Below are 25226 nucleotides of genomic sequence, written 5' to 3'. Positions count from 1 at the left end.
GCACGCTACCGCGGCCGCGTGACCCACGTCGGCAACAGCCCGTTGTCGACGAACCCCGTCATCAGCCTGGCTAGCCTGTGCTCGGGGTCGGCGCTCAGCGCCCGGTCGAGGTATCTCCCGGCAGTCGAACTCTGGCCGCGGCACCATTCGATCCACGCCAACAGCGTCAACGGAGCCGCTTGCCAGGCTCCGTCGGAGGCGGCGGCCAGATGACGCAGCAGACGCGACGCCGTGGCCAACCGGTCCGGATCCGGCTCCCGGTCTCCGAGCCCTGCCACCCGACGGAGCCCGGCATCGTCGTCCGCGGGCTCCTGCGGTCCAAGGAGCATGCCGGATGCCTTCGTCAGCCCGAGAACGTCGACCATCACGGCATCCCGCAGCCGGGCGTCCGACAAGGCAACGATGAGACGCCCCGTCCGCTCGGGGCCGACGGGCGCGGCTTTGGCCCGGAACGCGCGCCGCCACGTGTCCAGTTGTCGGCGGCGCCACGTCAGCAGTCGACCGTTGTCGACGTCCGTCGCGTGCCGGTCGGCGGCCAGGCCAAGGGCCCGCCGGACGCCGTCACGGCTGGCGGCGTCGATCACGGGCAGAGCGGTCAAGGAGTCCACGCTGTCGGCGGGGCTGCTGCCTGCCAGCACCAGTTCGGCACCAACCGTGGACGATTCGATTTCGGTGGTCGGCCAGCCGGATCCGGGACAGCATTCGACGTCGCCGCACGCGTACGACCGCCATCGGTCGCCTGCCACCCATAGCTCGTCGACGAGTTCGAGCCCGATCGAGACCACGGCACGCCGGATGGCCGAGGCGGCGCTCGGCTCCGGGCCGGCCGATCCGAAATCGGCGGCGTCGGCGTCCTGCGGAAGGTCGATATCCTTCGGCACGTCGAGATAGAGCACTACTGCCACGGCGTTCACCGACCTGTCGGCCAGCAGGTTCTCGACCATTCGCCGGGCCATGGTCGTATCCGGTGCATCGAGCCAGGCGCGGGGCAAATCGCAGCGGACCATCAGTCCGAGCCGCGTTGCCGACTGCGCTCGGCGCATGCCGATCAGCACGAGGCTCCGCTGCGGCGTGAATCCGAGCCGGTGCGGAACATAGGCCAAGAGGTCGCGCGAATGGGTCAGGGTGATCAGTGTCGTGTTTTCCATGGACCTCAGCGTGCGGCGCGCACCGGTCCGATCCCAGCCCCTGTGGATAACTTCGGCCGAAAGAGCGCTTGAACGGCACCTGTGGACGCAAGGCTCGGCTACTGAAGGGCTCGCCGCTACCCCGCTTCGAGTGGCGGCCAATGGCGGGCGTTTTGCCATTTTGGCAGCCGTTCGCCGCCACTCGGCGGGAGGCGCGTTCCGCGACACCGCGTTATGGCACAGTTGAGAAATGACTCCGCGTTCGCCCGGCCCCTCCCCCGGCCGGTACGACATCGACAGCGGCGAAGCCCGACTCATTGAAATCGCTCCCGGCGAGTGGTGTTTGACGGTCGGCGGCGTGCAAAGTTCGTTCGTCGTGTTGGGCGACCCGTCCCGCCTCGAATTCGAGTACATGGACTGGATGGGCAAGATCATTGCGGCGTCGTTCCCGAGCGGTCGGCCGCTGCACGTGCTGCATTTGGGAGCGGCAGGATGTTCGATGGCTCGATATGTCGAGCACGTCCGTCCGGGGTCGAGACAGCTGGCCATCGAGATCGACGCCGCGCTGGCACGGCTCGTGCGCGAATGGTTCGATATTCCGCGGAGTCCGCTCGTGAAGATCCGGGTCGGCGACGCGTTCGAACAGCTCGCTGCCGCCCGCGATGACCGGTTCGACCTGATAATTCGCGACGTCTTCGTCGGCGACAGCACGCCCGAGGTGCTCACCGGCGATGATTTTTTCGCACACGCGGCCCGTGTACTGCGCCCCGGGGGCCTGTTGCTGACGAATATCGCCGACCGGCCGCCCCTGACCGCCGCCAAGGCTGAGCTGCGCCGGATGGCCGGTCGCTTCGCTCATCCGGCAGCCGTCGCCGAGCCCGCTCAATTACGCGGACGCCGTTACGGCAATCTGCTGGGCGTCGCCGGCCACGAACCGCTGCACACCGACGACTTTGCTCGCGATCTGCGATCCGGGGCCGCGCCGGCCCGAGTACTGACCGGGGCGAGCTGGGACAAGTTCGTCCGCTAGCGTCGTCCGTACGTGCGTTTGATGGCTTGGAGAATCGGGGGCACGTGGACGCCGGCTCGTGCCATTTCGGCGCGAGCCTTGCGCCGCGACAGCAGAATTCCGATAGTGCCGATGGCAAAGAACACGAATTGCACGCACATGGCGATCTTGAAATGCCCGAGGTCGTAGAGCTCTCCCCCGAACGCCCGGTGCAGCTGATCGAGCACCACCCCGATCAAGAACATCACGATCAGCGACGCGATGAATCCGCCGATATTGACCATGCCGGATGCCGTGCCCTGACGGTGCGGCGGATTAAAGGTACGTGCGAAGTCGAACGCGATCATCGATCCGGGGCCCGCGCACGCCAAGACCAACACCAGCACCACGAGCAGCCCCGGCGGAGCCTGCCCCGGCCAGGCCAGGACGACTGCCCAGGCCGCCACCGTCGCGGCCACAACGGTCAGCACGAGCCATGACCGGCGGAGCGGATGGGAGGCAACCAGCTTGCCCAGCACCGGTCCCGCGATCATGCCGCCGATCGCGTACAAGGTCAGCAACGCCGACGCCGTCGACGTCGCCAGCCCCTGGGCGGACACCAAGAACGGCACACCCCACAAGAACACGAACACATTGCCGGAGAAAGGAGTCGTGAAATGCGTCCAAAACCCCAGCCGCGTACCCGGTTGTTTGGCCGTAGCCACCACTGTGCGGCCGATCTCCCGCAGCGACGGCGCCGGCTCGTCGCCGCGCGGGCGGGACGGCGTTCGGACGACGAGGAATGCCACTATCGCGCAGACAGTCGACAAGCCGGCAGCGGAGAAGAACGCCGGCGACCACCCGGCGCCGTGCAACAGCCACACGAAGGGGTAGGCGCTGAGGATCTGGCCGATTTGTCCGGTGATACCGGTCAGCTGCGTAAAGATCGGCGCCTGCGAGGCCGGGAACCATACGCTGACCAGCCGCAGCACCGAAATAAAGGTGAAGGCGTCCCCCGCCCCGACGAGCAGGCGGCCCACGATGCCGACTCCGACATTGTCCGCAAAGCCCAATACGCACTGCCCGCCGGCCATCAAGACTGCGCCGGCGACGATCAACGTGCGAGGGCCCAGCCGGTCGAGCATGATGCCGACCGGGATCTGCAAACCGGCGTACACGACAAGCTGGATCACCATGAACATCGACAGCACCGATGCCGACGCGTCGAACCGGTGCGTCGCCTCGATTCCCGCCACCCCGAGGCTGGTGCGCTGGAGCACCGCAACCATGTAAGCGAGCACACCGATCGTCCAGATGGTGTAGCGGACCGCGGGCCGGGTCCCGGGCTGTACCGATGTCACAATTGTCTATTGTCTCGTGCCCGCTCCGCGGTACGCAGCCGGGCGCCCGCAAACGCGGTGTCGCCGGGCACGGCATAATGGAGGGCCGGATCAGAAAGGTAGCCCATGAGCGTCGGCGACGACGAAAAGCAGTGTGAACAGCGCCATCTCGACCTGCTGTACGCCCGGCTGGACGAATTGCGCCGTGAGGCGGCTGCCAACCTCGGTGCCGTCCGGTTGAGCGACCCCGGCGGCAATCAACAGGCACGCAGCGAGCGGGACGCGTTCGCGACCTTGTACGAAGATCAGCTGGCCCGGCTCAACAGCGTCGAGGAGCAGCTTTGCTTTGGGCGCATCGACGACTTGTCGCATGCGTCGTATATCGGCCGGATCGGCATGTCCGACGACAATTCCGAGCAGCTCCTCATCGATTGGCGCGCGCCGGCCGCCGAACCGTTCTATCAGGCCACGGCACGCACCCCGCTCGGGCTCGTCAGGCGTCGGCACCTTGTGACAAAGGCTCGCGAGTTGATCGGCATCGAGGACGACGTGCTGGACTTGTCGGCGCTCGACGACACGGCGCGCGCCGAACTGTCCGGGGAGGGCGCACTCATTGCCGCGCTCGATTCCGCGCGCACCGGTCGGATGGACGATATCGTCGCCACCATCCAAGCCGAGCAGGACACCATCATCCGCGGACCTCTGGCCGGTGTCCTCGTCGTCCAGGGCGGGCCGGGCACCGGGAAGACCGCCGTCGCGCTGCACCGCGCCGCTTTTCTCTTGTACAAGTATCGGGAGAGGATCGCCGGTTCGGGCGTGTTGCTGATCGGTCCCACCACCGCCTTCTTGAAATACATCGGCCAGGTGTTGCCCTCTCTCGGCGAAACCGGCGCGGTGCTCAGCACGCCCGGCCAGCTGTTCCCGGGCGTCGACACCGACGTTCACGACGGCGACGAGCTCGCCGCGTTGAAGGGCGATGCGCTGATGGCACGGGCGCTGCGCAAAGCCGCGGCCGACCGTCAGCGCCTCCCCGAGCGTGACCAAGTGCTCGCCGTCGATTCGCGAACCGTGACGTTGACGGTGGCCGATGTCCGGTCGGCTCGTGACAGGGCCAGGCGCACCGGCAAACCCCATAATGAGGCGCGCACCACGTTCGTCAAGACGCTGCTGCGCAAGCTGACGGACCGGATCATTGCGCAAATCGGCGAGACGTTCGACGAGGGCGACCGTGCCGAGCTCCTGACCGACGTCCGGTCGGCCCGCGATGTGCGCGTCGCGCTGAACCTGGCATGGATGCCGTTGACCCCGGAAAAGCTGCTGGGCGACCTGTACGCTTTGCCGCACCTGCTGGAATCGGCGGCCTCGTGGCTGACGCCGGGCCAGCGGGAACTCTTCCGTCGTGCAGACCCGCACGCCTGGACCGTCGAGGACGTGCCGCTGCTCGACGAAGCCGCCGAGTTGCTCGGCGACGATCCGTCGGCCCGGCAGCGGGAGGACGCGGTCCGCCGCGAGCAGGACGCCAAAGAGTTGGCGTTTGCCGAGTCCGTGATCGATATGACGGGGCAGCACGGATACGTTTCGGCCGATACCCTGTCGGGCCGGTTCGCCGACACCGGGCCGGCGCGGACTACTGCCGAGCGGGCGGCGGCCGACCGGACGTGGGCGTACGGCCACGTCGTGGTCGACGAGGCCCAAGAGCTCTCGCCGATGATGTGGCGTACCGTGCTGCGCCGAGTGCCGTCGAAATCGATGACGCTCGTCGGCGATATCGCGCAAACGTCGGCTGCCGCCGGAGCCACCAGCTGGCACGACGCGCTGCGACCGCTCCTGGGCGACAGGTGGAACGTCGAAGAGCTCACTATCAACTACCGCACGCCCAGGCAGATCATGGACGCCGCGACGGCGATGATCCGCAGCGTCCGCCCGGACGTGTCGGTGCCGTCATCGGTTCGTGAGGGCCGGTGGCCGCCCATATTCACGAAGGTCGGCGACCCGATCGCCGAGCTGCCCGGATTGATCGACGACGAATTGGCGCTGCTGGACGGCGGACGGCTGGCAGTGATCGGCCCGGGCGGCGTGATCGACGCGGCGGCCGACGCCCTGACGTCCGCCGGGCGGACCGATATCGGACGCGGACCGGCCGGGCTGGACGCCGATGTGGCCCTGCTACGGGCCGATCAGGCCAAGGGACTCGAATTCGACGGGGTCGTCGTGCTCGAGCCGGGACTGATCGACAAGGGCGTGCACGGAATCTCCGATGTGTACGTGGCAATGACCCGGCCGACTCGCAGGCTCGTCATCGTGTACTCCGAGGCACTGCCCGACGCGCTGGCACAAAGAAACGCACGATCGTAACGAAGCCACGGAGGCGTAAAGAAACCGCCGGCGGCATCGGCTTCCCCTCCGATGCCACCGGCGGTGGTCTTTGTGTCATTTCAGTATAGGTTACCCGCCCGCGCCTGGCGAGTCCGAGTCCTCTCCGCGCATCCGGCGATCGGCGCGCAGCCCGGCGATGGCGGTTTCAAAGTCCTCAAGAGAATCGAATCCCTGGTAAACGCTGGCGAACCGCAGATACGCCACCTCGTCGAGTTCGCGCAGCGGCGGCAGTATCGTCAAGCCGATCTCGTCGGCGTCGATCTCTGCCACGCCGAGGCCGCGCACCGCTTCTTCGACCCGCTGGGCCATTTTGGCGAGGTCGTCCTCGCTGACCGGGCGTCCCTGGCAGGCCTTGCGCACCCCGGAGACCACCTTTTGCCGGCTGAACGGCTCGGAGGTTCCGGAGCGTTTGATCACTGCCAGGCTCGTGGCTTCCAGCGTGGTGAAGCGTCTGCCGCATTTGGGGCATTGGCGGCGGCGGCGGATCGCGGTGCCGTCCTCGCTGGTGCGGGAGTCGACGACGCGGGAATCCGGGTGCCGGCAGAACGGGCAATGCATCAGTTCTCCATTCGGGCAGTGACGGCCTCGCCGTGCGCGGGCAGGTCTTCGGCCTCGGCAAGGGTCACGACGTGCCGGGCGACCGTCCGGAGAGCCTCGGGCGAGTATTCGATCAGGTGCGTGCCTTTCAAGAAGCTCTGGACGCTCAGGCCGGATTCATGCGTGGCCGTCCCCGAGGTCGGCAGCACGTGGTTGCTTCCGGCGCAGTAGTCGCCGAGACTCACGGGAGAATGCGATCCGATGAACACGGCACCGGCGTTGACGATGCGTGCCGCCACATCGGTCGCGTCGACGGTGTGCACCTCGACGTGCTCGCCGGCGTACGCGTTGATCACGGCAATTGCGGCGTCCGGTGTGTCGACCGTGACGATTGCCGATTGCGGGCCGCCCAACGCGGCGGTGACCCTGTCGACGTGCTTCGTGCGCGGCACCCGCCGTTCCACGGCGGCTTCCACGGCGTCAGCCAGGCCGGCCGAGGCCGTCACCAAGACCGACGACGCCTGCGGATCGTGTTCGGCCTGGCTGATCAGATCGGCCGCCACATAGTCGGGGTCGGCGCTGTCGTCGGCAATGACGGCGATCTCGGTCGGACCGGCGATGGCATCGATGCCGACGAGGTCGCGGACGGCGTTCTTAGCGGCAGCCACGTATGCGTTGCCCGGGCCCGTGATTAGGTCGACGGGGTCGAGGGCGGCGGCGTCGGCGGTGGCATCGTATCCGTAGGCGAACGCCGCTACGGCCTGCGCGCCGCCGATGGCGTACACGTCGCGCACTCCCAGCAGTTCGGCGGCGGCGAGAATTGTCGGATGCGGATAGCCGCCGAATTCGCGTTGCGGCGGGCTGGCGATCGCGAGAGATTCGACGCCGGCCACTTGGGCCGGGACGACGTTCATGATCACCGACGACGGGTAGACGGCAAGGCCGCCGGGCACGTACAGGCCAACGCGTTCGACGGGCAGCCATCGCTCGGTCACCTGCGCCCCGGGTTCGACGCTCACCGTGACGTCGTCGCGGCGTTGTGCTTCGTGGACGATACGCGCGCGGCGGATACTCTCACGCAGCGCATCCCGCACGTCGGCGTCCAACGCGTCCAAAGCCTCTTTCAGCAGTGCGTCGGGCACACGCGGTTCGGCCGGGGCGGGCCCGTCGAACCGGGCGGTGTATTCCGCGATCGCCGCCAGGCCGCGATGGCGGATTTCCTCGAGCATGGGTTTCACGGCGGTGGTGGCCGCGAACACGTCGGATCCGGCGCGGGGCATCACGGCCCGCAGGGTACGCCGGTCGAGTGTCGAACCGGACAGATCAAGTCTGCGCATCACGCTTCCCGAGTCTACCGGCCCGTCGGACGCCGCCGGTTACCCGTTCCGGACGGCGGCAATGTGCCACTCGATGCGGTGCAGATCCCCCGGGGCGATCCGGACGACGTCGGTGCCGGAGTTAAATGCGTCGGGTGGGCACGTCATCGGCTCGAGAGCGACGCCGATCCGGTTCTTGTCGGGGTCGGGAGAGTCGGCCGTGAACACCTGCATCCACGGGGTGTCGTCGCCGCAACTGATGGCCACGCCGGTTCCGTCCGCGGCAAGCAGCCTGGCTTCGGCACGTCCGCCCGAGCGCTGCAACTTCGTGAACGGCAAATCGCAGGAGATGCCCCGTAACGGTCTGCCGGCCGTGAAGTCGACGTCGCTTCCGCGCACGCTCTTTGTCTCGCCGGGCCGCATCTGCTCATCGGCCGATTCGATGTACTCGGTGCCGGGAAACGTCAACGTCCAGTCGTCCGCTCGGCCGGGACCGGCCGTGAAGTACGGGTGCACGGCCACCCCGTAGGGGGCGTCGTCGTCCCCGAGGTTTTCCGTTTCAACGGTCCAGGACAAGCCATCGTCGTCGAGTGCGTAGGTCACGGTGACGCGCAGGCAGTGGGGATAGCCCGGCACCGGTACGACGGGGGTCGACAAGGTGGCGGAAGCGTCGGTCCGTCCCGTCAGCTCGAAGTCGTTCCAATCGACGAGACCGTGGATGGCATTATGCCGAGCCGGTTCGGTCAATGGCAGTTGGTACGTTCTGCCCTGCCAGGCGTACGTGCCGTCGATGATCCGGTTGGGCCACGGCGCAAGGACGGCGCCGCGGTGGCTCGGGCGCAGGCCCGCGGTATCGTAGGGCACCACGAGATCCCGGCCGCCGTAGTTCAACGAACTCAGCGATGCTCCCACCGGCGCGATGCGCGCCGAGTAGTCGCCGTGCGAGATGTGTACGGGATTGCCGGAGAGGTTCAACTCGTGTCCTTTCATCGGTTCGGCCGGGCCGAACGCGTCAGCCTTGCAGGCATCCGGCGCCCAGCAGCGCCTTCAAGTCGCCGTACAGTGCCGGGTTGGGGTCGACTCGCAGGCTCCGGTCCAGCCGCATGACGGTGGCCCGGCCGGGCTGCGTGAGTTTGAGCTGGACGTCGGTCGAGCCCGGATGGGTGCGCAGCACATCGGCGAGCCTTTCGACCAGCGGCGGCGTGCACCGGGCCACCGACATCGATAACGACACGGGCCCGGCGTCGGTGTCCGCGACGTCCGGAACCGTCATCTCCATGGCCATCAAGTTCATGGCTCCTTCATCGCGACGGCGCAGCCTGCCCTTGATGGTGACGACCAGGTCCTCGGCCAGAATCGTGGCGACCGGCTGGTACACCTGCCCGAAGAACATCACTTCGACGCTGGCGTCCAAGTCTTCGACGACGGCAATGGCGTACGGATTGCCCGAATTCTTGCTGATCTTGCGAGTCAGGTTCGTGATCATGCCGGCGATGGTGACGACGGAGCCGTCCGGACGCGCCTCGTCTTCGAGCAGCCGGGCGATCGAAATGTCCGATTGGGACTGGAGCAGCTTTTCCAAGCCGTTGAGCGGATGGTCGGACACGTACAGGCCGAGCATGTCGCGTTCGAACGCGAGTTTTTCCTTCTTTTCCCATTCCGGCCGGTCCGGCAGCACTATCGAAAACCCCGGATCGTCGCTTTCGTCGCCGAGCCCGGCAAACAGGTCGAACTGGCCGTTGGCCTCCTGACGCTTGACGCCGACGACCGAATCGACTGCTTCTTCGTGGATCTCGACGAGTGAGCGCCGGGTGTGCCCGAGCGAATCGAAAGCGCCGGCCTTGATGAGCGATTCGATGGTGCGCTTGTTGCACACGTGCACCGGCACTTTGTCCAGAAAGTCCTGGAACGACGTAAACGCGCCCTTCTCGGTGCGGGCCTGGACGATTCCATCGACCACGTTGGTGCCGACGTTGCGCACGGCTCCCATTCCGAAGCGGATGTCGGTGCCGACTGGAGTGAAGTTGCGTGACGACTCGTTGACGTCCGGCGGCAGGACTTCCATGTGCATGCGTCGGCATTCGTTCAAATAGATTGCCGACTTGTCCTTGTTCTCACCGACCGAGGTGAGCAGTGCCGCCATGTACTCGGCCGGGAAATGGGCCTTGAGGTAGGCAGTCCAGTACGACACGACCCCGTACGCTGCCGAGTGGGCCTTGTTGAACGCGTAGTCCGAGAACGGCAAGAGGATGTCCCACAGCGCTTTGACAGCCTCTTCGGAGTACCCGTTGTCGAGCATGCCCTGGTGGAAGCCGGCGTACTGCTTGTCCAGCTCGGCCTTCTTCTTCTTGCCCATGGCGCGGCGCAAAATGTCGGCTTGACCGAGCGTGTAGCCGGCGACCTTTTGAGCGATCGCCATCACCTGCTCCTGGTAGACGATCAAGCCGTACGTGGTGCCGAGGGTTTCCGCCAACGGTTCGGCAAGTTCCGGATGGATCGGGGTGATCTCCTGCTGCCCGTTCTTGCGCAGTGCGTAGTTGGTGTGCGAGTTGGCGCCCATGGGGCCGGGCCGGTACAGCGCGCCGACGGCCGAGATGTCCTCGAAGTTGTCGGGTCGCATGAGCCGAAGCAGCGAGCGCATCGGGCCGCCGTCGAACTGGAAGACGCCGAGCGTGTCGCCGCGCGCCAAAAGGTCGTAGGACGCCTGATCGTCGAGGGACAGGGCGTCCAGATCGGGCGCTTCCTTGCCGTTGATCGAGATGTTCTCCAAGGCGTCGGAGATGATCGTGAGGTTCCGCAGGCCCAGGAAGTCCATTTTGATCAGGCCCAGGCCTTCGCAAGTCGGATAGTCGAACTGGGTGATGACCTGACCGTCTTGTTCGCGGCGCATGAGCGGGATGATGTCGATGAGTGGATGCGAACTCATGATCACGCCCGCCGCGTGCACGCCCCACTGCCGTTTGAGCCCTTCGAGGCCCTTGGCGGTTTCGAACACCTTCCCGGCCTCGGGATCGGCCGCCACAGCCGCACGGAATTCCTCGGCCTCGGCGTACCGCTTGTCCTCCGGGTTTTCGATGCCGGCAAGCGAGATGTCCTTGCCCATGATCGTGGGCGGCATCGCCTTGGTGAGCTTGTCCCCCATCGAGAACGGGTAGCCGAGCACGCGCGCCGAGTCCTTCAATGCCATTTTCGACTTGATGGTGCCGTACGTGACGATCTGGGCGACCCGGTCGTCGCCGTACTTGTCCGTCACATACTTGATGACGTCGGAACGGCGACGGTCGTCGAAGTCGACGTCGAAGTCGGGCATGGACACGCGGTCGGGGTTGAGGAACCGCTCGAACAGCAGACCGTGCTCCAGCGGGTCGAGATCGGTGATGCGCATGGCATAGGCGACCATCGATCCGGCACCGGATCCACGGCCGGGTCCGACGCGGATGCCGTTGTCCTTCGACCAGTTGATGAAGTCGGCCACGACGAGGAAGTAGCCAGGAAAGCCCATTTGCGTGATGATGCCGACCTCATAGTCGGCGCGTTCGCGCGCGGCGTCCGGCACGCCGCCCGGATAGCGGAAGTGCAGGCCCTTTTCGACTTCCTTGATCATCCAGGACGTTTCGTCCTCCCCGGGCGGGCAGGGGAACCGGGGCATGTAGTTGGCCTCGGTGTTGAAGCTGACTTCGCATTGTTCGGCGATGGCAAGGGTGTTGTCGCAGGCGTCGGGGAATTCGTTGAACAGCCGGCGCATCTCGGCCGGGCTCTTCAGGTAGAACTCTTCAGCGTCGAGTTTGAACCGGTTCGGGTCCAACAAGTTGGAGCCCGACTGGACGGCCAGCAGCGCCTCGTGCGCTTTGGCGTCCTCGGCGCGCGTGTAGTGCAGGTCGTTGGTGGCAACCCGCGGCATGTTCATTTCCTTGCCGAGCCGCAACAGGTCTTTCGTGACTGCCCGTTCGATCTGCAGGCCGTGGTCCATCAGCTCCAGATAGAAGTTGTCCGGCCCGAATATCTCGCGGAACTCGCCCGCGGCTTTCTTCGCCTCCTCGTACTGTCCGAGGCGCAGCCGGGTCTGGATCTCACCCGACGGGCATCCGGTAGTGGCGATCAGGCCCTTTCCGTACGTGTTGAGCAGGTCGCGGTCCATCCGCGGCTTGTAGAACTGGCCCTCCAAGGAGGCGAGCGTTGCCATCCGGAACAAGTTGTGCATTCCGGCGTTGTCCTTCGACAGCAGTGTCATGTGCGTGTAGGCGCCGCCGCCGGACACGTCGTCGCGGCCGCCGTCGGCGAACTTCACCCTCGTGCGGTCACCCCGCGCCGTCCCCGGAGTCAGATATGCCTCGACGCCGATGATCGGTTTGATGCCTGCGTCGGTGGCTTGTTTCCAGAAGTCGAATGCGCCGAAGACGAACCCATGGTCGGTCGTCGCGATTGCCGGCATGCCCATGGAGGCGGTGTCGGTCATCAAGTCTTTGATGCGGGCCGCCCCGTCAAGCATGGAGTACTCGGTGTGCACGTGTAGATGAACGAAAGAGTCGTTCTGAGCCATCAAAAACCTTTTTTAGTAACTTCCGCGCTTGTTCCCCGAGTCTAGTCGACGCCGGACGCCGCGGGCAGGTGCCTCCGTACGGTCTGCGCGACAATGTTCACATGGGCAAGCAAAATTCGGTCTTCACCATAAGAGGTGCTTCGCTTTCAGACCTTCCTGGCTTACTCGAGGTTCAGCGCCGGTCGGGGCGATCGACCTCGTCGCGTTTTTGTGACGCGGTTTCGCAGGCGATACCCGACCCCCGGTTGCGTTTCGTCGTAGCCGAGTCGGATGACGGACTCGTTGGCTGGGCAAAGACGAAGTATTTCGAAAATCCGGAGATGGACGCGCCGTCCGGACACTATCTGATGGGAGTCACGGTTGACCCAAATGTCCGACGGCGAGGTGTGGCGTTAGCGCTGGTCACTACTCGCTTGGATTGGATCCGGCAGCGGGACAATCGCGCCTACTACTTCACGAATGCGAGCAATGAAGCGTCGATAGCACTACACCGGAATTCTGACTTTTACGAGTTGGCACGCGGACCACAGTTTCGCAGTATTCCAATCGAAGGGGGGCTTGGAATACTCTTCCGCGCCGATTTGCGCCGATGAACACCATGAATGCTCGGTGAAGGATCCGCTCATGACCCATGGACATACGGCAGCGTCAAAGCAGCTTCATCGTGCTCAGCACCACTCGCAACCGGCCGTTTGCTATTCGACGGTTCCATACGGTCATCACCGCAGGTCGAACGAATCAGTCCAGGCAGAACTCATTACCCTCGGGGTCTTGCATGACGATGAAGCCGGTCTCCATCCCGCCGTCCGGATCCACACGCCGCACGCGACGAGCTCCGATCCCTGCCAAGCGAGTTGCTTCGGCATCGAGCGCGTCCATCCGTTCGTCTCCTACGGCGCCGGGTGCGGCTCGGACGTCCAGATGTAGCCGATTCTTGGCGGTCTTCCCCTCGGGAACCCGCTGAAAGAACACTCGAGGTCCGCTCACGCCGTCCGGCGGCAGTGCGGCCGAGCGGCCATTACGCTCTTCGGCCGGAACGTGCCACGATTCAAGAGCTTGATCCCAGCTGTCGAATCCGGGCGGCGGCGGCTGTACCCGGTAACCAAGTACTTCGCACCAGAATTCGGCCAGCGCCGCGGGATCGGCGCAGTCAAACGTGATCTGAATATCGCGACTTTGCATAACGCCGAAGCTATCAAGAAGCACCGACACGGCCCGCCCGTTCCGGCGAGCTTGCCGCGCCGATGCGCATATGATGCTCGCGCACCGGGCGGAATGTTAACTTTTGCCTGTGACCACGACGATCGTCATGACGGTGAAGGCACATTGGATGAATTGGTGGCTATTGCGTCCGATGACCCGCCCATACGTGCTCATCGACGGTGTCGAATACAAGGCCGACTGGCGCACACCGGTTCACATCGACGTCGATTCGGGAACGCACGAAATATCCGCTGGTATCCGCTATCGCGGATTCACGAGCTTGCTTGGCGTGCGCGCCGTCTCAGTGCACGTCGACGCCGGGCAAACTGTACGGTTGCTTGCCCGTAACGGACTGTTCAATCACGAACCCTTTTATGTCACGGCGGCCCCCGCGACCTGACGCGGGATCACCACGACCATTTTCGACTATCCGTGCCGCCGAGATGCCCCGCCCTACTGCAGCCCTACTGGAGCGCCGCGGTCAACCGCGCCACATTGTCCAAATACTTCATCAGCACGGGCCGATCGAGCCAGTCCTGCAAGGTCAACTCGGTGCTGTCGTGCCGGTATTCGGCCTCGATCTCGCGTACCCGACTGACGAATTCCGGATCCGGAACCATGAGCGAGATCTCCATGTTCAAGCTGAACGACCGCATGTCCATGTTCGACGAGCCGATGACCGCGACGTCGTCGTCGATGCTCACCAGCTTGGAATGCAAAATATACGGTGACTTGTAGAGGAAGACGCGCACGCCTGCCCGCAAAAGCGCTTCGTAGTACGAACGCTGACCGTGGAAGACGATTGTCTGGTCGGAGATCGCCCCGACGAACAACTGCACCTCGAGTCCGCGCTCGGCGGCAGTGGTGATGGCGTACAGCATTGATTCGTCCGGCACGAAGTACGGACTTGTCACAATGATCCGCTCCGACGCGTTGTGCAGCAGCATATTGAACAGGCGCAGGTTGTTCTCGCCGTCGAAACCGGGACCGCTCGGCACGATCTGGGCTTGTTTCAGGCCCGGTCCTTGGGCCGGTTCAAGCACTTCGACATCCTCGGTGAGCAATTCGTTCGTCTCGCTGTACCAGTCGGTGACGAAGACGGCGTTCACTTCCTGCACGATCGGCCCCTTGAGCATGACCATCAGATCTTTCCATTGCAGACCGGTGCGAACGTTCTTCTTCTTGTTGTAGCTGCGATCGATCACGTTTTGCGAGCCGGTGAACCCGACGACGCCGTCAATGACGATCAGTTTGCGATGATTTCGAAGATCGGGGCGCTGGAACCGGGCAGCCCACGGACGCACCGGCAGCATGGCGTGCCATAGCGCCCCGATGGCGTTCAGCTTGCGCTTCATGTCGCCGTACCGCGGCGAGCGGGCGCTGCCGATGTGGTCGAACAGCACCCGCACGATGACGCCGCGGTCCACTGCCCGTTGCAGCGCATCGAAGAACTGCGCGGTCGCGTCGTCAAAGCTCAAGATGTAGAACTCGACGTGCACGAACGTCTCAGCCTCGTCGACGGCCCGAGTCATCGCATCGAGCGAACCGGAGTAGCTGCTGTGCAGGTCGACCGAGTTGCCGGCCACCAGCGGCATGGCACCGAGCCGCCGGTTCAGCCGGGCCGCCGACGCCACCCAGCTCGGCACCTGGGAGAGGTACCCGGATCTGTCCATTCCTTGCGTGTTGGCAATGATCAATTCGTTGATGTACTGCTGTTTGACGCGCCGGCGCTTCGGCAGTTTCGGGCTGCCAAGCAGCAAGAACACCAGCAAGCCGATATACGGGATGAAAAAAATCGCCAGCAGCCACGCCAGCGCCGTCGACGGCCGGCGGTTGTGCGGCACGACGCCGAGCATGACGATGCGAATGGCGATGTCGATGGAAAACAGCGCCGCGGTGATCGCCACCGGCAATGTGCCGAGTTCCAATGACGGAAAGTGCATGACTCGCACTATATCGGCCGGGCCCGGCCTTCCGGCCGACCTACTCGATCACTGCCCCGCGGTTCGCCACGCCCACGTGCCGAACGGCCGGCGCCGGGCCCGGGCGGGGGCCCTGCGCGAGCGAGTCGATCACGGGTCGGACGTCGGCGGGCCGGCCGCCGAGGACCAGCACTGCCGGGCCGGCTCCGGACAGGACTGCGGCAAGGCCGGCGGCACGAAGTCTGTCGATCATGTCCAGAGATTCGGGCAGGACGCCGCGCCGGTATTCCTGGTGTATTGCGTCCTCGGTTGCGTCAAACAGCAACGCCGGTTCATTGCCGAGAGCGTGCACCAGTAGCGCGGCCCTTGCGGCGTTGTGGGCGGCGTCGGCATGCGGCACCGTGGCCGGCAGCACACCCCGGGCCACCGACGTGGAAAGGCCCGTCGGCGGCACGATGATCGTGCAATCCAAGCCCGCGTCCACGTCGATCCGCGCGGCGTGCGCCCGGCCTGCGGACGTCCAGCTGATCGCGGCGCCGCCGAGCAGCGCCGGTGCCGCGTTGTCGGGGTGCCCTTCGACGCCGACGGCCAGCGACAGTTTCTCGTCCGGCGCGAGCGCGGGCGCACCGGCACCAGCGGCCAGCGCGTCGGCCGCGGCGATGGCTGCCACCACGGCCGATGCCGACGATCCGAGTCCCCGGGCATGCGGAATGTGGTTATCGCACTCCAGGCGCAGCCGGGTGTCGGGGAACCCCCGCCGGGCCAGCACGTCGGTGAGCACGCGCAGCACGAGGTGCGTCGCATCGCCGGGAACAGTCCCCTTGCCTTCGCCCGTGACGTCGACCTGCGAAGCCCGGTCGGGCGAAAGCACGGTGGCCCGCACGGCGTCCCGAATCTCGAGCGCAAGCCCCAGACAGTCGTAACCCGGGCCCAGGTTCGCCGAGGTCGCCGGCACGCTCACGCGTACCTGACTGCCTGCGCGCAGCCGGCCCGTCATGCGCCCGTCAGTCCTCGAGGCCGAGTTCACGGGCGATGCCGATCGGATCGGCTTGGACGCTGGTCGGGGTGATGCGCTCACCGGACGGATCACGTAACGCCCAGTCGGGGTCCTTCAAGCCGTGCCCCGTGACTGTCACGACGATCCGCGCCCCGCTTGGCACTTCCCCGCGCTCGTGCGCGGCAATGAGCCCTGCCACCCCCGCGGCCGACGCCGGCTCGACGAACACGCCGTCGCCGGAGGACAGCAGCCGATGCGCATCGAGAATCTGCCGGTCGGTGACGGCTTCGATCCGGCCGCCCGAATCGTCGCGGGCCGCGAGCGCCTGCTGCCAGGAGGCCGGATTGCCGATGCGGATCGCGGTGGCGACGGTGTCGGGTTCGGTGATCGGATGCCCGGCCACTATCGGCGCGGAACCGGCGGCCTGGAAACCCCACATGGCGGGCGTGCGCGACGCCGTCCCGATGCCGGCATATTCCCGGTAGCCTTTCCAGTACGCGGTGATGTTGCCGGCGTTGCCGACCGGCAGCGCATGAATATCGGGCGCGTCGCCGAGCACGTCGACAACTTCGAACGCAGCGGTCTTCTGACCTTCGATCCGGTGCGGATTGACCGAGTTGACGAGGTTCACCGGGTACGACTCGGACAGTTTGCGGGCCACCATGAGGCAGTCGTCGAAGTTGCCGTCGACCGCCAGCAGGTGAGCGCCGTGAGCGACGGCTTGGCTGAGCTTGCCCATGGCGATATTCCCGTCGGGAACCAACACGGCGCACGTGATGCCGGCAGCCGTGGCGTACGCGGCGGCCGAGGCCGATGTGTTCCCCGTGGACGCGCAAATCACGGCCTTCGCGCCGGCTTCGACGGCCTTCGAGATCGCCATCGTCATACCGCGGTCTTTGAACGACCCGGTCGGGTTCATTCCCTCGACCTTGATCCACACGTCGGCGTCCAACCGTTCGGACAGCCGGCGCGCCGACACGAGGGGCGTGCCGCCCTCCCCCAACGTCACGACCGGCGTGCTGCCGGTGACGGGCAGATGATCGGAGTATTCGGTTATTACTCCGCGCCACTGGTAAGCCATCAGTTACCTTCCATCCGTAGGGTCGACACCACAGCGGCCACGTTGTCCAAGCGGGCGAGCGCCTCGACCGTGTCATCGAGCGCGCCGTTCGTCGCCGCGTGGGTGGCGATGACCAGCTTGGCCCGGCCGGCCGGGGGCAACGATTCGTCGTCCGGATCGTCGGCTGCGGAGCGCACGCTTTGGCGGACGGTCTCGATCGACACGGCTTTTGCTGCGAACACCTCGGTCACTTGGGCGAGCACGCCCGGCTGATCCACGACGTCCAGGACGACGTGATAGCGCGTGCGGATCTCGCTCATCGGCAGCAGCCGGAGCGAACCGGCGCGCGGCGTGGCTTGCCCGCGACCGCCGAGCAGGCGCCGCCGGGCCACCGAAATCACGTCGCCCAGCACGGCGGACGACGTGGGCGCTCCCCCGGCGCCCTGCCCATAGAACATCAACTCGCCGGCAGCCTCGGATTCGACGTAGACGGCGTTGAAGGCGCCGCGTACGCCTGCCAGCGGATGGCTGGTGGGCAACAGCGCCGGGTACACGCTCGACCGGATCGCCGGCCCGGACGACGATTGCACCCGCTCGCACACCGTGAGCAGTTTGATGACGTACCCGTCGGCCCGGGCGTTGGCCACGGCGTCGGCAGTGATCCCCGTGATGCCTTCCCGGTGCACATCGGACAGCTCCACGGGCGTGTGGAACGCCAACGACGCCAGCAAGGCGGCCTTGGCGGCGGCATCGTAGCCTTCGAGGTCGGCGGTCGGATCGGCTTCGGCGAATCCGAGTTGCTGTGCCGAGGCCACGGCGTCCGCTTGCGACAAGCCGGACGAGTCCATTTTGTCCAGCACATAGTTGGTGGTGCCGTTGACGATGCCGAGGATCCGGTTGACGCTGTCGCCGGCCAACGAATCGCCGAGCGGGCGAACGATCGGGATGGCACCTGCGACCGCTGCCTCGTATTCGAGTTGGACGCCGGCGTCGTCCGCCGCGGCCCGCAATGCCGCGCCGTGCTCGGCCAGGAGGGCCTTATTGGCCGTGACGACCGAGGCGCCCGACTCGAGCGCCCGCAGGATAAGAGAACGGGCCGGCTCAATGCCGCCCATCAATTCGATGACGATGTCGGCCTTCCCGACGAGCGATTCGGCGTCAGTCGTTAGCAGCGAACTGTCGACGCCGGCCTCGCGAGGACGAGACGTATCGCGCACCGCGATGCCGACAAGGTTCAGCCGCGCTCCCACCCGGCCTTCGAACTCCTCGGCCGAGGCCATCAGCCGGGCAGCCACGTGTCCGCCCACGACGCCGCAGCCCAGCAGCGCCACGCGCAGTTGGGGAATGCTCATAGTCGGCCCCTTCCGGTCGGTTCGTCGGCCCGAGTTTGTTCGTCGGCCGGTGTGTGCTCGCCGGCAGTTGCCGGCACGTCGAATGCCAGCAGGTCGTCAATGGTCTCACCGCGCACCAGCACCCTCGCAACGCCGTCCCGAACCGCAACAACCGGCGGGCGCGGCACGTGGTTGTAATTGCTGGCCAGCGGACGGCAGTACGCGCCCGTCGACGGCACCGCGATCATATCGCCGGGCACCAGATCGGCCGGCAGGTACTCGTCGCGGACGACGACGTCGCCGCTTTCGCAGTGCTTGCCGACCACGCGGGCCACCACCGGGTGCGCCGTCGACGTGCGGCTCGCCAGCGTGCATGAATAATCGGCGTTGTACAAAGCGGTGCGGGCGTTGTCGCTCATGCCGCCGTCGACCGACACGTACCGGCGAATGCCCTGGCCGGTATCGACGTCCTTGATCGTGCCGACCGTGTACAGCGTGAACATGGCCGGGCCGGCGATGGCGCGGCCCGGCTCGATGGACACGTGCGGCGGCCGGACGCCCAGGCCCGTGCACGTACGACGCAGCACGCCCGCAATCGTTTCGGCCATCAGCTCTGGCGGCTGCGGATCGTCTTGCGAGGTGTACGCGATGCCGAAACCGCCGCCGAGGTCGACCTCGTCGCCGCACGCGCCGTCGCCGAGTTCGGCGTCCATGTCGGCGCGCAATTCGAGCAGTCTGGTAGCGGCCACTTCGAAACCTGACATGTCGAAGATTTGGCTGCCGATGTGCGAATGCAGGCCCAGCAGCGTCAGTTCCGGCAGCGCCGTAATCCTCCGGACGGCGTCGGCGGCCATTCCGCCCGTGATGGACAGGCCGAACTTTTGGTCCTCGTGGGCCGTGGCGATGTATTCGTGCGTGTGCGCTTCGACGCCGACTGTCACGCGGACCATGACCGGCACACTCACGCCGAATTCGCGTGCCGTGCGTGCCACTCGTTCGATTTCGTCGAGACTGTCGATGACAATGCGACCGACACCCATTTGCACGGCGCGGCGCAGCTCGGCATCGCTCTTGTTGTTGCCGTGCAGGCCGATCTTCGCACCGGGAACACCGGCGCGCGCCGCGACGGCGAGTTCGCCGCCGGTGCACGTGTCGAGGCGCAGCCCCTCGTCGATCACCCATCCGGCCACCTGGGAGCACAAGAACGCCTTGCCGGCGTAATACACGTCGACGGCGCCGGCATTGTCCGCGCCGACGGGCCGGCCGAACTCGGCGGCGAACGCGTCGTTGAATGCGCGCACGAACCGGCGGGCGCGGGAGCGGAAGTCGGACTCGTCCATGACGTAGAGAGCCGTACCGTATTCGGCGACCAAATCGGCCACGCTCAGGCCGGCCACGGTGAGGACTCCGCCGTCTCCGCGACCGATGCCTGCCGGCCACAGCTCGGTCATCAATTCGTTGACGTCCTCGGGATACGGCAGCCAGACCGGACCGGCGTCCGAGTGCAGGGCTCCAGCAACGTGGTTGTTCATCTCACATCCGATCCGGCGCGCTCACGCCGAGCAGGGTCAGGCCGTTGGCGAGCACCCGGCGCACGGCATCGCTGAGCCACAGCCTGGTGCGGTGTACATCGGTCACGGCCTCGTTGCCGACCGGGATCACACGCCGGACGGAATACCATTTGTGGAACGCCGCGGCCAACGATTCCACGTACCGTGCGATCCGGTGCGGCTCGCGCAGCTGCGCCGCCTGGGCGACGACGCGGGGAAAATCGCCGAGCGTGCCGAGCAGCACTGACTCGGTCTCGTGATCGAGCACTGCCGGGTCGAAACCGTCGTCCCGCACCACGCCGGCGGTCGCGGCGTTGCGGGCAACCCCGGCCGTGCGGGCGTGCGCGTACTGCACATAGAAGACCGGGTTGTCGTTGTTGCGCTGCACCAGCTGGTCGAGATCGATGTCGATGCTGGAATCGACCGACGATCGGGTCAGCGCGTACCGGGCGGCATCGACGCCGACGACGTCGACGAGGTCTTCGAGGGTGACGACAGTGCCCGCACGTTTACTCATTCGGACCGGCGTGCCGTCTTTGACGAGATTGACCATTTGGCCGATCAGCACCTCGACAACGTTCGGATCGTCGCCGAAGGCCGCCGCTGCCGCCTTGAGCCGGGCGATATATCCGTGATGATCGGCGCCGAGCATGTAGAGACACAGGTTGAAATCGCGCTCGCGCTTGTCCCGAAGATACGCGAGATCCCCGGCGATGTACGCGGGAGTCCCGTCGGACTTGATGACGACGCGGTCCTTGTCGTCGCCGAATTCGGTCGACCGGAGCCACCACGCGCCGTCCGCGAAGTACATGGTCGATGAGCGCTTCAACTCCTCGATCGCGCGCGCCACAGCACCCGATTCGTGCAGCGTGTTCTCGTGGAAGTACACGTCGAAGTCCACACCGAAATCGTGCAGGCTCGTTTTGATCTCGGCGAACATCTTGTCGACGCCGATGGCGCGGAACGTCTCCTGCGCAGCCTCATCGCCGCGGGCGAGCGCGTCCGGACACTCAGCCAGAACGGCGTCCGCGATCTCACCGATATACGCGCCACCATACCCGTCTTCCGGCGCTGGCTGTCCTTTGGCGGCGGCCAGCAGCGAGCGGGCGAATCTGTCGATCTGAGCGCCGTGATCGTTGAAATAATACTCGCGGGTCACGGAGGCGCCGCACGCTTGCAGGATCCTTGCGAGCGAGTCGCCGACCGCGGCCCAGCGCGTACCGCCCAGGTGGATCGGGCCCGTCGGATTGGCCGAGACGAATTCCAAGTTCACGATTTTGTCCGACTGGCTGGTGCCCGTGCCGAATGTCTCTCCCGCTTCGACGATTGAACGCGCCAGCGTGCCGGCGGCAGCGGTGGCTACGGTGATGTTGAGGAATCCGGGCCCCGCGACGTCGACAGACTCGATTCCGTCGACGGCTACCAGCCGCGCACGCAGCAGATCGGCGAGTTCACGCGGCGTCATGCTCGCCTTCTTCCCCAGCTGCATGGCGATGTTCGACGCCCAATCGCCATGGTCGCGGTTCCTCGGCCGCTCGACCGTGACGGCGCGCGGCACCGCAACGGCGATGTCGCCGGCGGAATTGGCGTCGCTGACGGCGGTACGAATCGCCGCGCCGAGTTCTTCGGGGGTCACGGGGCAAGCCTACTGATTCGGCGCCGCCGCGTGCCATGTCAGTCCATCGCTCAAGATGCCCGGGTCGCCGGGTAGCGTAATCATATGACTTCGATAGCTCTCGTCCGACATGGCGAAACGGCGTGGAACGCGGCAGGTCGTCTACAGGGGACCTCCGATGTCCCGCTGAACGAGAACGGCCGCCAACAAGCGCGTGCGACCGCCGCGATTCTCGCCGATTCGCATTGGGACGTACTTGTCTCGTCCCCGCTCATGCGCGCCGCCGATACGGCAACGATCATCGGCGAGGCGGTGGGGCTGCCCGTCACCGAGCATTTGGAGGCGCTCGTCGAACGCGGATACGGCAAAGCCGAGGGGATCACCGACGAGGAAGCGATGTCGCGCTGGCCCGACGGGAACTTTCCCGGGATGGATTCGGAAGAGACGGTCACGCGGCACGGAATGGACGGCGTCAACGAGCTGAGACGACAATTCCCCACCGGGCGCGTGCTGGCCGTGACGCACGGGACACTGATCCGGTTGGTCATGAGCGAGGTCGTCGGCTACCCGGTCGACCATATCCACAACGCAACGGTCTCGGAGATCCACTATTCGGACGGCGCGTGGCACGGCGTCCAGATCAATTCGGTGCCGATCACTCCCGAGCACACCGGAGCCATGCCCTCGTAGAAGTGGAGCCTTGCCCTCCCAGAAGTACCCGGCCGCGCAGCCGTTGCCCCCTCGCCGAGTGGTGGCGAATGGTCACGCCCCCTCGCCGAGTGGTGGCGAATGGCTGCGAAATCGATGATTTCGCAGCCATTCGCCGCCACTCGATGCGCAGGCTCACCCCGGGGTCAGCCATTCGCCGCCACTCGGCCACTAGACCCGGACGGGGTCCTTTGCATGCCACGTGTCTTCGAGATAGTGCGGCCGGCATGCGAAGTACCCGCCGACGGCCAGCATGACGAGGCTGAGGCCGAGCGTGCCGAACGGCGCCGTCCAGCTTCCGGTCGCTTCGTGCACGAGCCCGAAGAGCAACGGACCGAGGCAGGCCAGCGCATAGCCGATCCCCTGCATGAACCCGGACAGCGCGGCCGACCCGCTTGCCGTTCGGGTGCGGACGTTCACCAGCGTGAGCGACATCGGGAATGTCGACGGCCCGAGTCCGGCCAGGATCACCCAGAACACCGTTCCGTGCCCCGGGGCCAGCCACAGCCCGAGGTAGCCGGCCACGAAGAACGCGATGCAGGCCCACACGAACGGATACGGATGGCGCACGCGAGTTGCGACAATCGGCATCAGCAAGCCGGCAACGAGTCCCAGGCCGGAGAACAGGCTGAGCATGGCGCCCCCGAACTCGGCAGAGCGCCCGGCGTCCACCACGATTTTCGGAAGCCACGTGAACAGGGCATAGGTGTTCAGCGATGTCGATCCGAACATGAGAGTGAGGCCGATGGCAATGGGTGAACGCCAGACCCGTCCGCGCGGCTGCCGGACCGGCATTGCGTCGCCGTCGGCGGGTGCGGCTCCGGACGCCGCGGATACGGACGCCGTGCCGTCGTCCGGCCGGGACCGCTCGACCAGCGTGCCGGCACGGTTGCCCTTGCGCTGAGCGAACGCCGGTCCGAGCCACGGCACGACGGCGGCAACGGCGATCACACCCCAGCTGGCCAACGAGAGCTTCCACCCCACGGCGTTCGCGATCGGGACGGTCACGAGTGCCGGCAGCATGGTGCCGAATTGCAAGATGACCAGGTACATGGCGCTCAAGCCGCCGATCCGGTCCGGGAAGTATCGCTTGACCAACGGCGGCAGCACGACGTTACCGGCGCCCATGCCGGCAAGCGAGACAACCGAGAACACGAGGAACACGCTGGGCGAGTCGACAAGGACTCGCCCGAACTGGCCGCCTGCAGCCAGTACCATGGCGGCGATGGCCGTCACTTCAAGACCGAATCGGCGAGCGATGATCGGCGTGCTGAAGCCAAATACGGCAAACGCGGCGGTCGGCATCATCCCCAGCACCGATGTGAACCCGTTGCCGAAGCCGAGTTCTCCGCCGACCACGTCGAAAAGCGGCGGGATCGACGTGACGGCGGTCCGCAGGTTGAAAGCGGCCAGCACGATGCCGATGAGTGCAAGTGTCCGGCCGGCCCATAGCGGGCGCTTGACGGTTTGCGTCGATTGGGCCTGCGTCATGGCAGGTTGGCGGTCGGGTGGAAAAGCGGCACGAGGTCAAGTATTTCAGTAAGCGTCCGAGCACCGGCGCACCGGCTGGTTTTTCCCGCTGCTTCGGTACTGGTAAAGTTTTCCTGGCCGGCCCGCGTAGCTCAGTGGATAGAGCGTCTGCCTCCGGAGCAGAAAGTCGTAGGTTCGAATCCTATCGCGGGCACCAGATCGTTCACGTTTTAATGCGGGCGGTTATTTCTTCCCGCGGCCCGGGGCGTACTCGAAATGCCACGGTTCGAACTTGCTGGTCTTCGCCCACTCGGGGTTTTCCCAGCCGTACTTTTTCGAATTCTTGATCAGCCAGTTCCACTGCTGTCCCCGGCCGCTCTGCTGGCCTTTGCAGCCGAAGTCGATGGCGATCCCCCAGCCGTGCTGGCTTGTTCCCGGGACGGCGGCAAGGCCGGGCTTGTTCGCGCGGGCCGCTTCCTGGACTGCCATCGATCGATACGCGTCCGTCAAGCAAAGACTCTTCCCGGTGTCGGCCTTGTAGGCGGCGTTCATCACGGCGAACGCGACCGCCGCGTCGGCGCGCAGTTTGAAGTTGCCGACGCCGATTTTGCACAGCCAGCTGTCCGGGAGCATGCCGTTGCTCGCCGATCCGCTCGGCAATTCGCCGCTGCATCCGGGCAGTACCTGGCGGGTGATGGAGCGGGCGCTGCCCCCGGCCGAGTTGGCCGACGGGCCCTTGCCGGAGGCCGATTTGTCCTGCTGCACCTGCGAGCCGGACGTCGCTCGACCGCCGATGTGTTGCGGCGACAGCGCCGTGAGCTGCTTTGAAGCCGGCGAGGAGTCGACGTGTGCCGCGGCGGGACTGTCCAGGGCGCCGGACAAGGACAATCCGCCGACCGCCACTGCGGCACCGGCGGCGATGCTGGTGATCGTCAGCGCGGCCCGTCGCAGCGAACTCCGGCGACGCGGTTTCCTGCGGGTGCGACGGGAAGCGGTCTCTGCGCGGTGATCGGTCTCTGCGCGGTGAGAGGCCACAGAAGAATCCCCTTATGTCGAAAAAAATGAAACAGACGGTGTTGGCGCCTGATTATCGGCCTGATTGCTGCCGTGGGGAGGCCGGTCGGCACCGTTGTACCCGAGGTAACA

The 25226-nt window shown here is 65.9% G+C and carries 20 protein-coding genes and 1 tRNA gene; 6 read left to right on the top strand and 15 right to left on the bottom strand.

The genetic code is table 11. From position 1 onward, the window contains the following. Positions 1-5: 5 nt before the first annotated feature. On the bottom strand, positions 6-1148 hold the full coding sequence (locus BJY26_RS12230) for a DUF4192 domain-containing protein (RefSeq protein WP_179428533.1): 1143 nt from the start codon (positions 1146-1148) through the stop codon (positions 6-8). A 229-nt stretch (positions 1149-1377) separates the two neighbouring features. Here BJY26_RS12230 and BJY26_RS12225 point away from each other — a divergent pair, with 229 nt between their 5' ends. Then, positions 1378-2157 (top strand): spermidine synthase, encoded by a 780-nt coding sequence (locus BJY26_RS12225; protein WP_179428532.1) that lies wholly within the window; start codon positions 1378-1380, stop codon positions 2155-2157. On the opposite strand, the gene BJY26_RS12220 is transcribed toward BJY26_RS12225, so the two are convergent. Then, entirely contained in the window at positions 2154-3476 is a 1323-nt protein-coding gene (locus BJY26_RS12220; protein ID WP_237248955.1) for an MFS transporter, read from the bottom strand. The genes BJY26_RS12225 and BJY26_RS12220 overlap by 4 nt on opposite strands. A 105-nt stretch (positions 3477-3581) precedes the next feature. Here BJY26_RS12220 and BJY26_RS12215 point away from each other — a divergent pair, with 105 nt between their 5' ends. Continuing rightward, positions 3582-5810 carry a HelD family protein gene (locus tag BJY26_RS12215; protein WP_179428531.1) on the top strand — a complete coding sequence of 743 codons (2229 nt, stop codon included), beginning with the start codon at positions 3582-3584 and terminating at the stop codon, positions 5808-5810. Between the two features lie 90 nt (positions 5811-5900). Here BJY26_RS12215 and nrdR read toward each other — a convergent pair whose 3' ends face one another. From nrdR to dnaE, 4 genes are read right to left on the bottom strand one after another with little or no spacing between them, the layout of a single operon-like run. Further along, complete coding sequence (gene nrdR / locus BJY26_RS12210; RefSeq protein ID WP_179428530.1) at positions 5901-6389, bottom strand: transcriptional regulator NrdR; 489 nt, start codon at positions 6387-6389, stop codon at positions 5901-5903. Then, positions 6389-7708, bottom strand: a complete 1320-nt coding sequence (gene hisD, locus BJY26_RS12205) for a histidinol dehydrogenase (protein ID WP_179428529.1) — start codon at positions 7706-7708, stop codon at positions 6389-6391. Before hisD ends, nrdR begins: the two co-directional genes overlap by 1 nt. 36 nt (positions 7709-7744) lie before the next feature. Continuing rightward, on the bottom strand, positions 7745-8659 hold the full coding sequence (locus BJY26_RS12200) for an aldose 1-epimerase family protein (protein WP_179428528.1): 915 nt from the start codon (positions 8657-8659) through the stop codon (positions 7745-7747). Positions 8660-8696: 37 nt separating this feature from the next. Continuing rightward, a complete protein-coding gene (dnaE, locus tag BJY26_RS12195) occupies positions 8697-12224 on the bottom strand; it encodes a DNA polymerase III subunit alpha (RefSeq protein ID WP_179428527.1) in 3528 nt (1175 codons plus the stop codon). A 101-nt stretch (positions 12225-12325) separates the two neighbouring features. On the opposite strand from dnaE, the gene BJY26_RS12190 reads away from it, so the two are divergent. After that, positions 12326-12817, top strand: a complete 492-nt coding sequence (locus BJY26_RS12190) for a GNAT family N-acetyltransferase (protein WP_179428526.1) — start codon at positions 12326-12328, stop codon at positions 12815-12817. Between the two features lie 145 nt (positions 12818-12962). Here BJY26_RS12190 and BJY26_RS12185 read toward each other — a convergent pair whose 3' ends face one another. Continuing rightward, on the bottom strand, positions 12963-13406 hold the full coding sequence (locus BJY26_RS12185; RefSeq protein ID WP_179428525.1) for a VOC family protein: 444 nt from the start codon (positions 13404-13406) through the stop codon (positions 12963-12965). Positions 13407-13515: 109 nt separating this feature from the next. Between BJY26_RS12185 and BJY26_RS12180 the strand changes: the two genes are divergently transcribed. Then, positions 13516-13827 (top strand): hypothetical protein, encoded by a 312-nt coding sequence (locus BJY26_RS12180; protein ID WP_179428524.1) that lies wholly within the window; start codon positions 13516-13518, stop codon positions 13825-13827. A 64-nt stretch (positions 13828-13891) separates the two neighbouring features. Here the strand turns inward: BJY26_RS12180 and cls are convergent, their stop codons facing one another. From cls to argS, 6 genes are read right to left on the bottom strand one after another with little or no spacing between them, the layout of a single operon-like run. Then, positions 13892-15370 (bottom strand): cardiolipin synthase, encoded by a 1479-nt coding sequence (cls, locus tag BJY26_RS12175; protein WP_179428523.1) that lies wholly within the window; start codon positions 15368-15370, stop codon positions 13892-13894. A 40-nt stretch (positions 15371-15410) separates the two neighbouring features. Beyond that, a complete protein-coding gene (gene thrB / locus BJY26_RS12170; protein WP_179428522.1) occupies positions 15411-16346 on the bottom strand; it encodes a homoserine kinase in 936 nt (311 codons plus the stop codon). Positions 16347-16353: 7 nt separating this feature from the next. Then, complete coding sequence (gene thrC / locus BJY26_RS12165; protein ID WP_179428521.1) at positions 16354-17427, bottom strand: threonine synthase; 1074 nt, start codon at positions 17425-17427, stop codon at positions 16354-16356. After that, a complete protein-coding gene (locus tag BJY26_RS12160; protein ID WP_179428520.1) occupies positions 17427-18758 on the bottom strand; it encodes a homoserine dehydrogenase in 1332 nt (443 codons plus the stop codon). The genes thrC and BJY26_RS12160 overlap by 1 nt, the downstream gene beginning before the upstream one ends. After that, entirely contained in the window at positions 18755-20269 is a 1515-nt protein-coding gene (lysA, locus tag BJY26_RS12155; protein ID WP_179428519.1) for a diaminopimelate decarboxylase, read from the bottom strand. The genes BJY26_RS12160 and lysA overlap by 4 nt, the downstream gene beginning before the upstream one ends. A 1-nt stretch (position 20270) precedes the next feature. Beyond that, the gene (gene argS / locus BJY26_RS12150; protein ID WP_179428518.1) at positions 20271-21923 is read right to left on the bottom strand and encodes an arginine--tRNA ligase; all 1653 of its coding nucleotides are present in this window, start codon (positions 21921-21923) and stop codon (positions 20271-20273) included. A gap of 84 nt (positions 21924-22007) precedes the next feature. On the opposite strand from argS, the gene BJY26_RS12145 reads away from it, so the two are divergent. Continuing rightward, on the top strand, positions 22008-22592 hold the full coding sequence (locus tag BJY26_RS12145) for a histidine phosphatase family protein (protein ID WP_179428517.1): 585 nt from the start codon (positions 22008-22010) through the stop codon (positions 22590-22592). Positions 22593-22781: 189 nt separating this feature from the next. Here BJY26_RS12145 and BJY26_RS12140 read toward each other — a convergent pair whose 3' ends face one another. Continuing rightward, the gene (locus BJY26_RS12140) at positions 22782-24101 is read right to left on the bottom strand and encodes an MFS transporter (RefSeq protein WP_179428516.1); all 1320 of its coding nucleotides are present in this window, start codon (positions 24099-24101) and stop codon (positions 22782-22784) included. 120 nt (positions 24102-24221) lie between these two features. On the opposite strand from BJY26_RS12140, the gene BJY26_RS12135 reads away from it, so the two are divergent. Continuing rightward, a tRNA-Arg gene (locus BJY26_RS12135) sits at positions 24222-24297 on the top strand. A gap of 26 nt (positions 24298-24323) precedes the next feature. On the opposite strand, the gene BJY26_RS19595 is transcribed toward BJY26_RS12135, so the two are convergent. Continuing rightward, positions 24324-25115, bottom strand: coding sequence for a M15 family metallopeptidase (locus BJY26_RS19595; protein WP_179428515.1), 792 nt, complete (start codon positions 25113-25115; stop codon positions 24324-24326). Between the last annotated feature and the right edge of the window lie 111 nt (positions 25116-25226).

The organism is Spelaeicoccus albus, from assembly GCF_013409065.1.
Taxonomy (GTDB): domain Bacteria; phylum Actinomycetota; class Actinomycetes; order Actinomycetales; family Brevibacteriaceae; genus Spelaeicoccus; species Spelaeicoccus albus.
The sequence above is the reverse complement of the archived record's forward strand: the minus strand, read 5'-3'. Positions and strand labels throughout refer to the sequence as shown.

Excerpts from the sequence above, each read along its gene's own strand:
- BJY26_RS12225 (WP_179428532.1), top strand. The coding sequence starts at position 1,378 with ATGACTCCGCGTTCGCCCGGCCCCTCCCCCGGCCGGTACGACATCGAC.
- BJY26_RS12145 (WP_179428517.1), top strand. The coding sequence starts at position 22,008 with ATGACTTCGATAGCTCTCGTCCGACATGGCGAAACGGCGTGGAACGCG.
- BJY26_RS12185 (WP_179428525.1), bottom strand. The coding sequence starts at position 13,406 with ATGCAAAGTCGCGATATTCAGATCACGTTTGACTGCGCCGATCCCGCG.
- BJY26_RS12160 (WP_179428520.1), bottom strand. The coding sequence starts at position 18,758 with ATGAGCATTCCCCAACTGCGCGTGGCGCTGCTGGGCTGCGGCGTCGTG.
- thrC (WP_179428521.1), bottom strand. The coding sequence starts at position 17,427 with ATGGCTTACCAGTGGCGCGGAGTAATAACCGAATACTCCGATCATCTG.
- BJY26_RS12215 (WP_179428531.1), top strand. The coding sequence starts at position 3,582 with ATGAGCGTCGGCGACGACGAAAAGCAGTGTGAACAGCGCCATCTCGAC.
- BJY26_RS12230 (WP_179428533.1), bottom strand. The coding sequence starts at position 1,148 with ATGGAAAACACGACACTGATCACCCTGACCCATTCGCGCGACCTCTTG.
- BJY26_RS12140 (WP_179428516.1), bottom strand. The coding sequence starts at position 24,101 with ATGACGCAGGCCCAATCGACGCAAACCGTCAAGCGCCCGCTATGGGCC.
- nrdR (WP_179428530.1), bottom strand. The coding sequence starts at position 6,389 with ATGCATTGCCCGTTCTGCCGGCACCCGGATTCCCGCGTCGTCGACTCC.
- dnaE (WP_179428527.1), bottom strand. The coding sequence starts at position 12,224 with ATGGCTCAGAACGACTCTTTCGTTCATCTACACGTGCACACCGAGTAC.
- thrB (WP_179428522.1), bottom strand. The coding sequence starts at position 16,346 with ATGACGGGCCGGCTGCGCGCAGGCAGTCAGGTACGCGTGAGCGTGCCG.
- cls (WP_179428523.1), bottom strand. The coding sequence starts at position 15,370 with ATGCACTTTCCGTCATTGGAACTCGGCACATTGCCGGTGGCGATCACC.
- lysA (WP_179428519.1), bottom strand. The coding sequence starts at position 20,269 with ATGAACAACCACGTTGCTGGAGCCCTGCACTCGGACGCCGGTCCGGTC.
- BJY26_RS12190 (WP_179428526.1), top strand. The coding sequence starts at position 12,326 with ATGGGCAAGCAAAATTCGGTCTTCACCATAAGAGGTGCTTCGCTTTCA.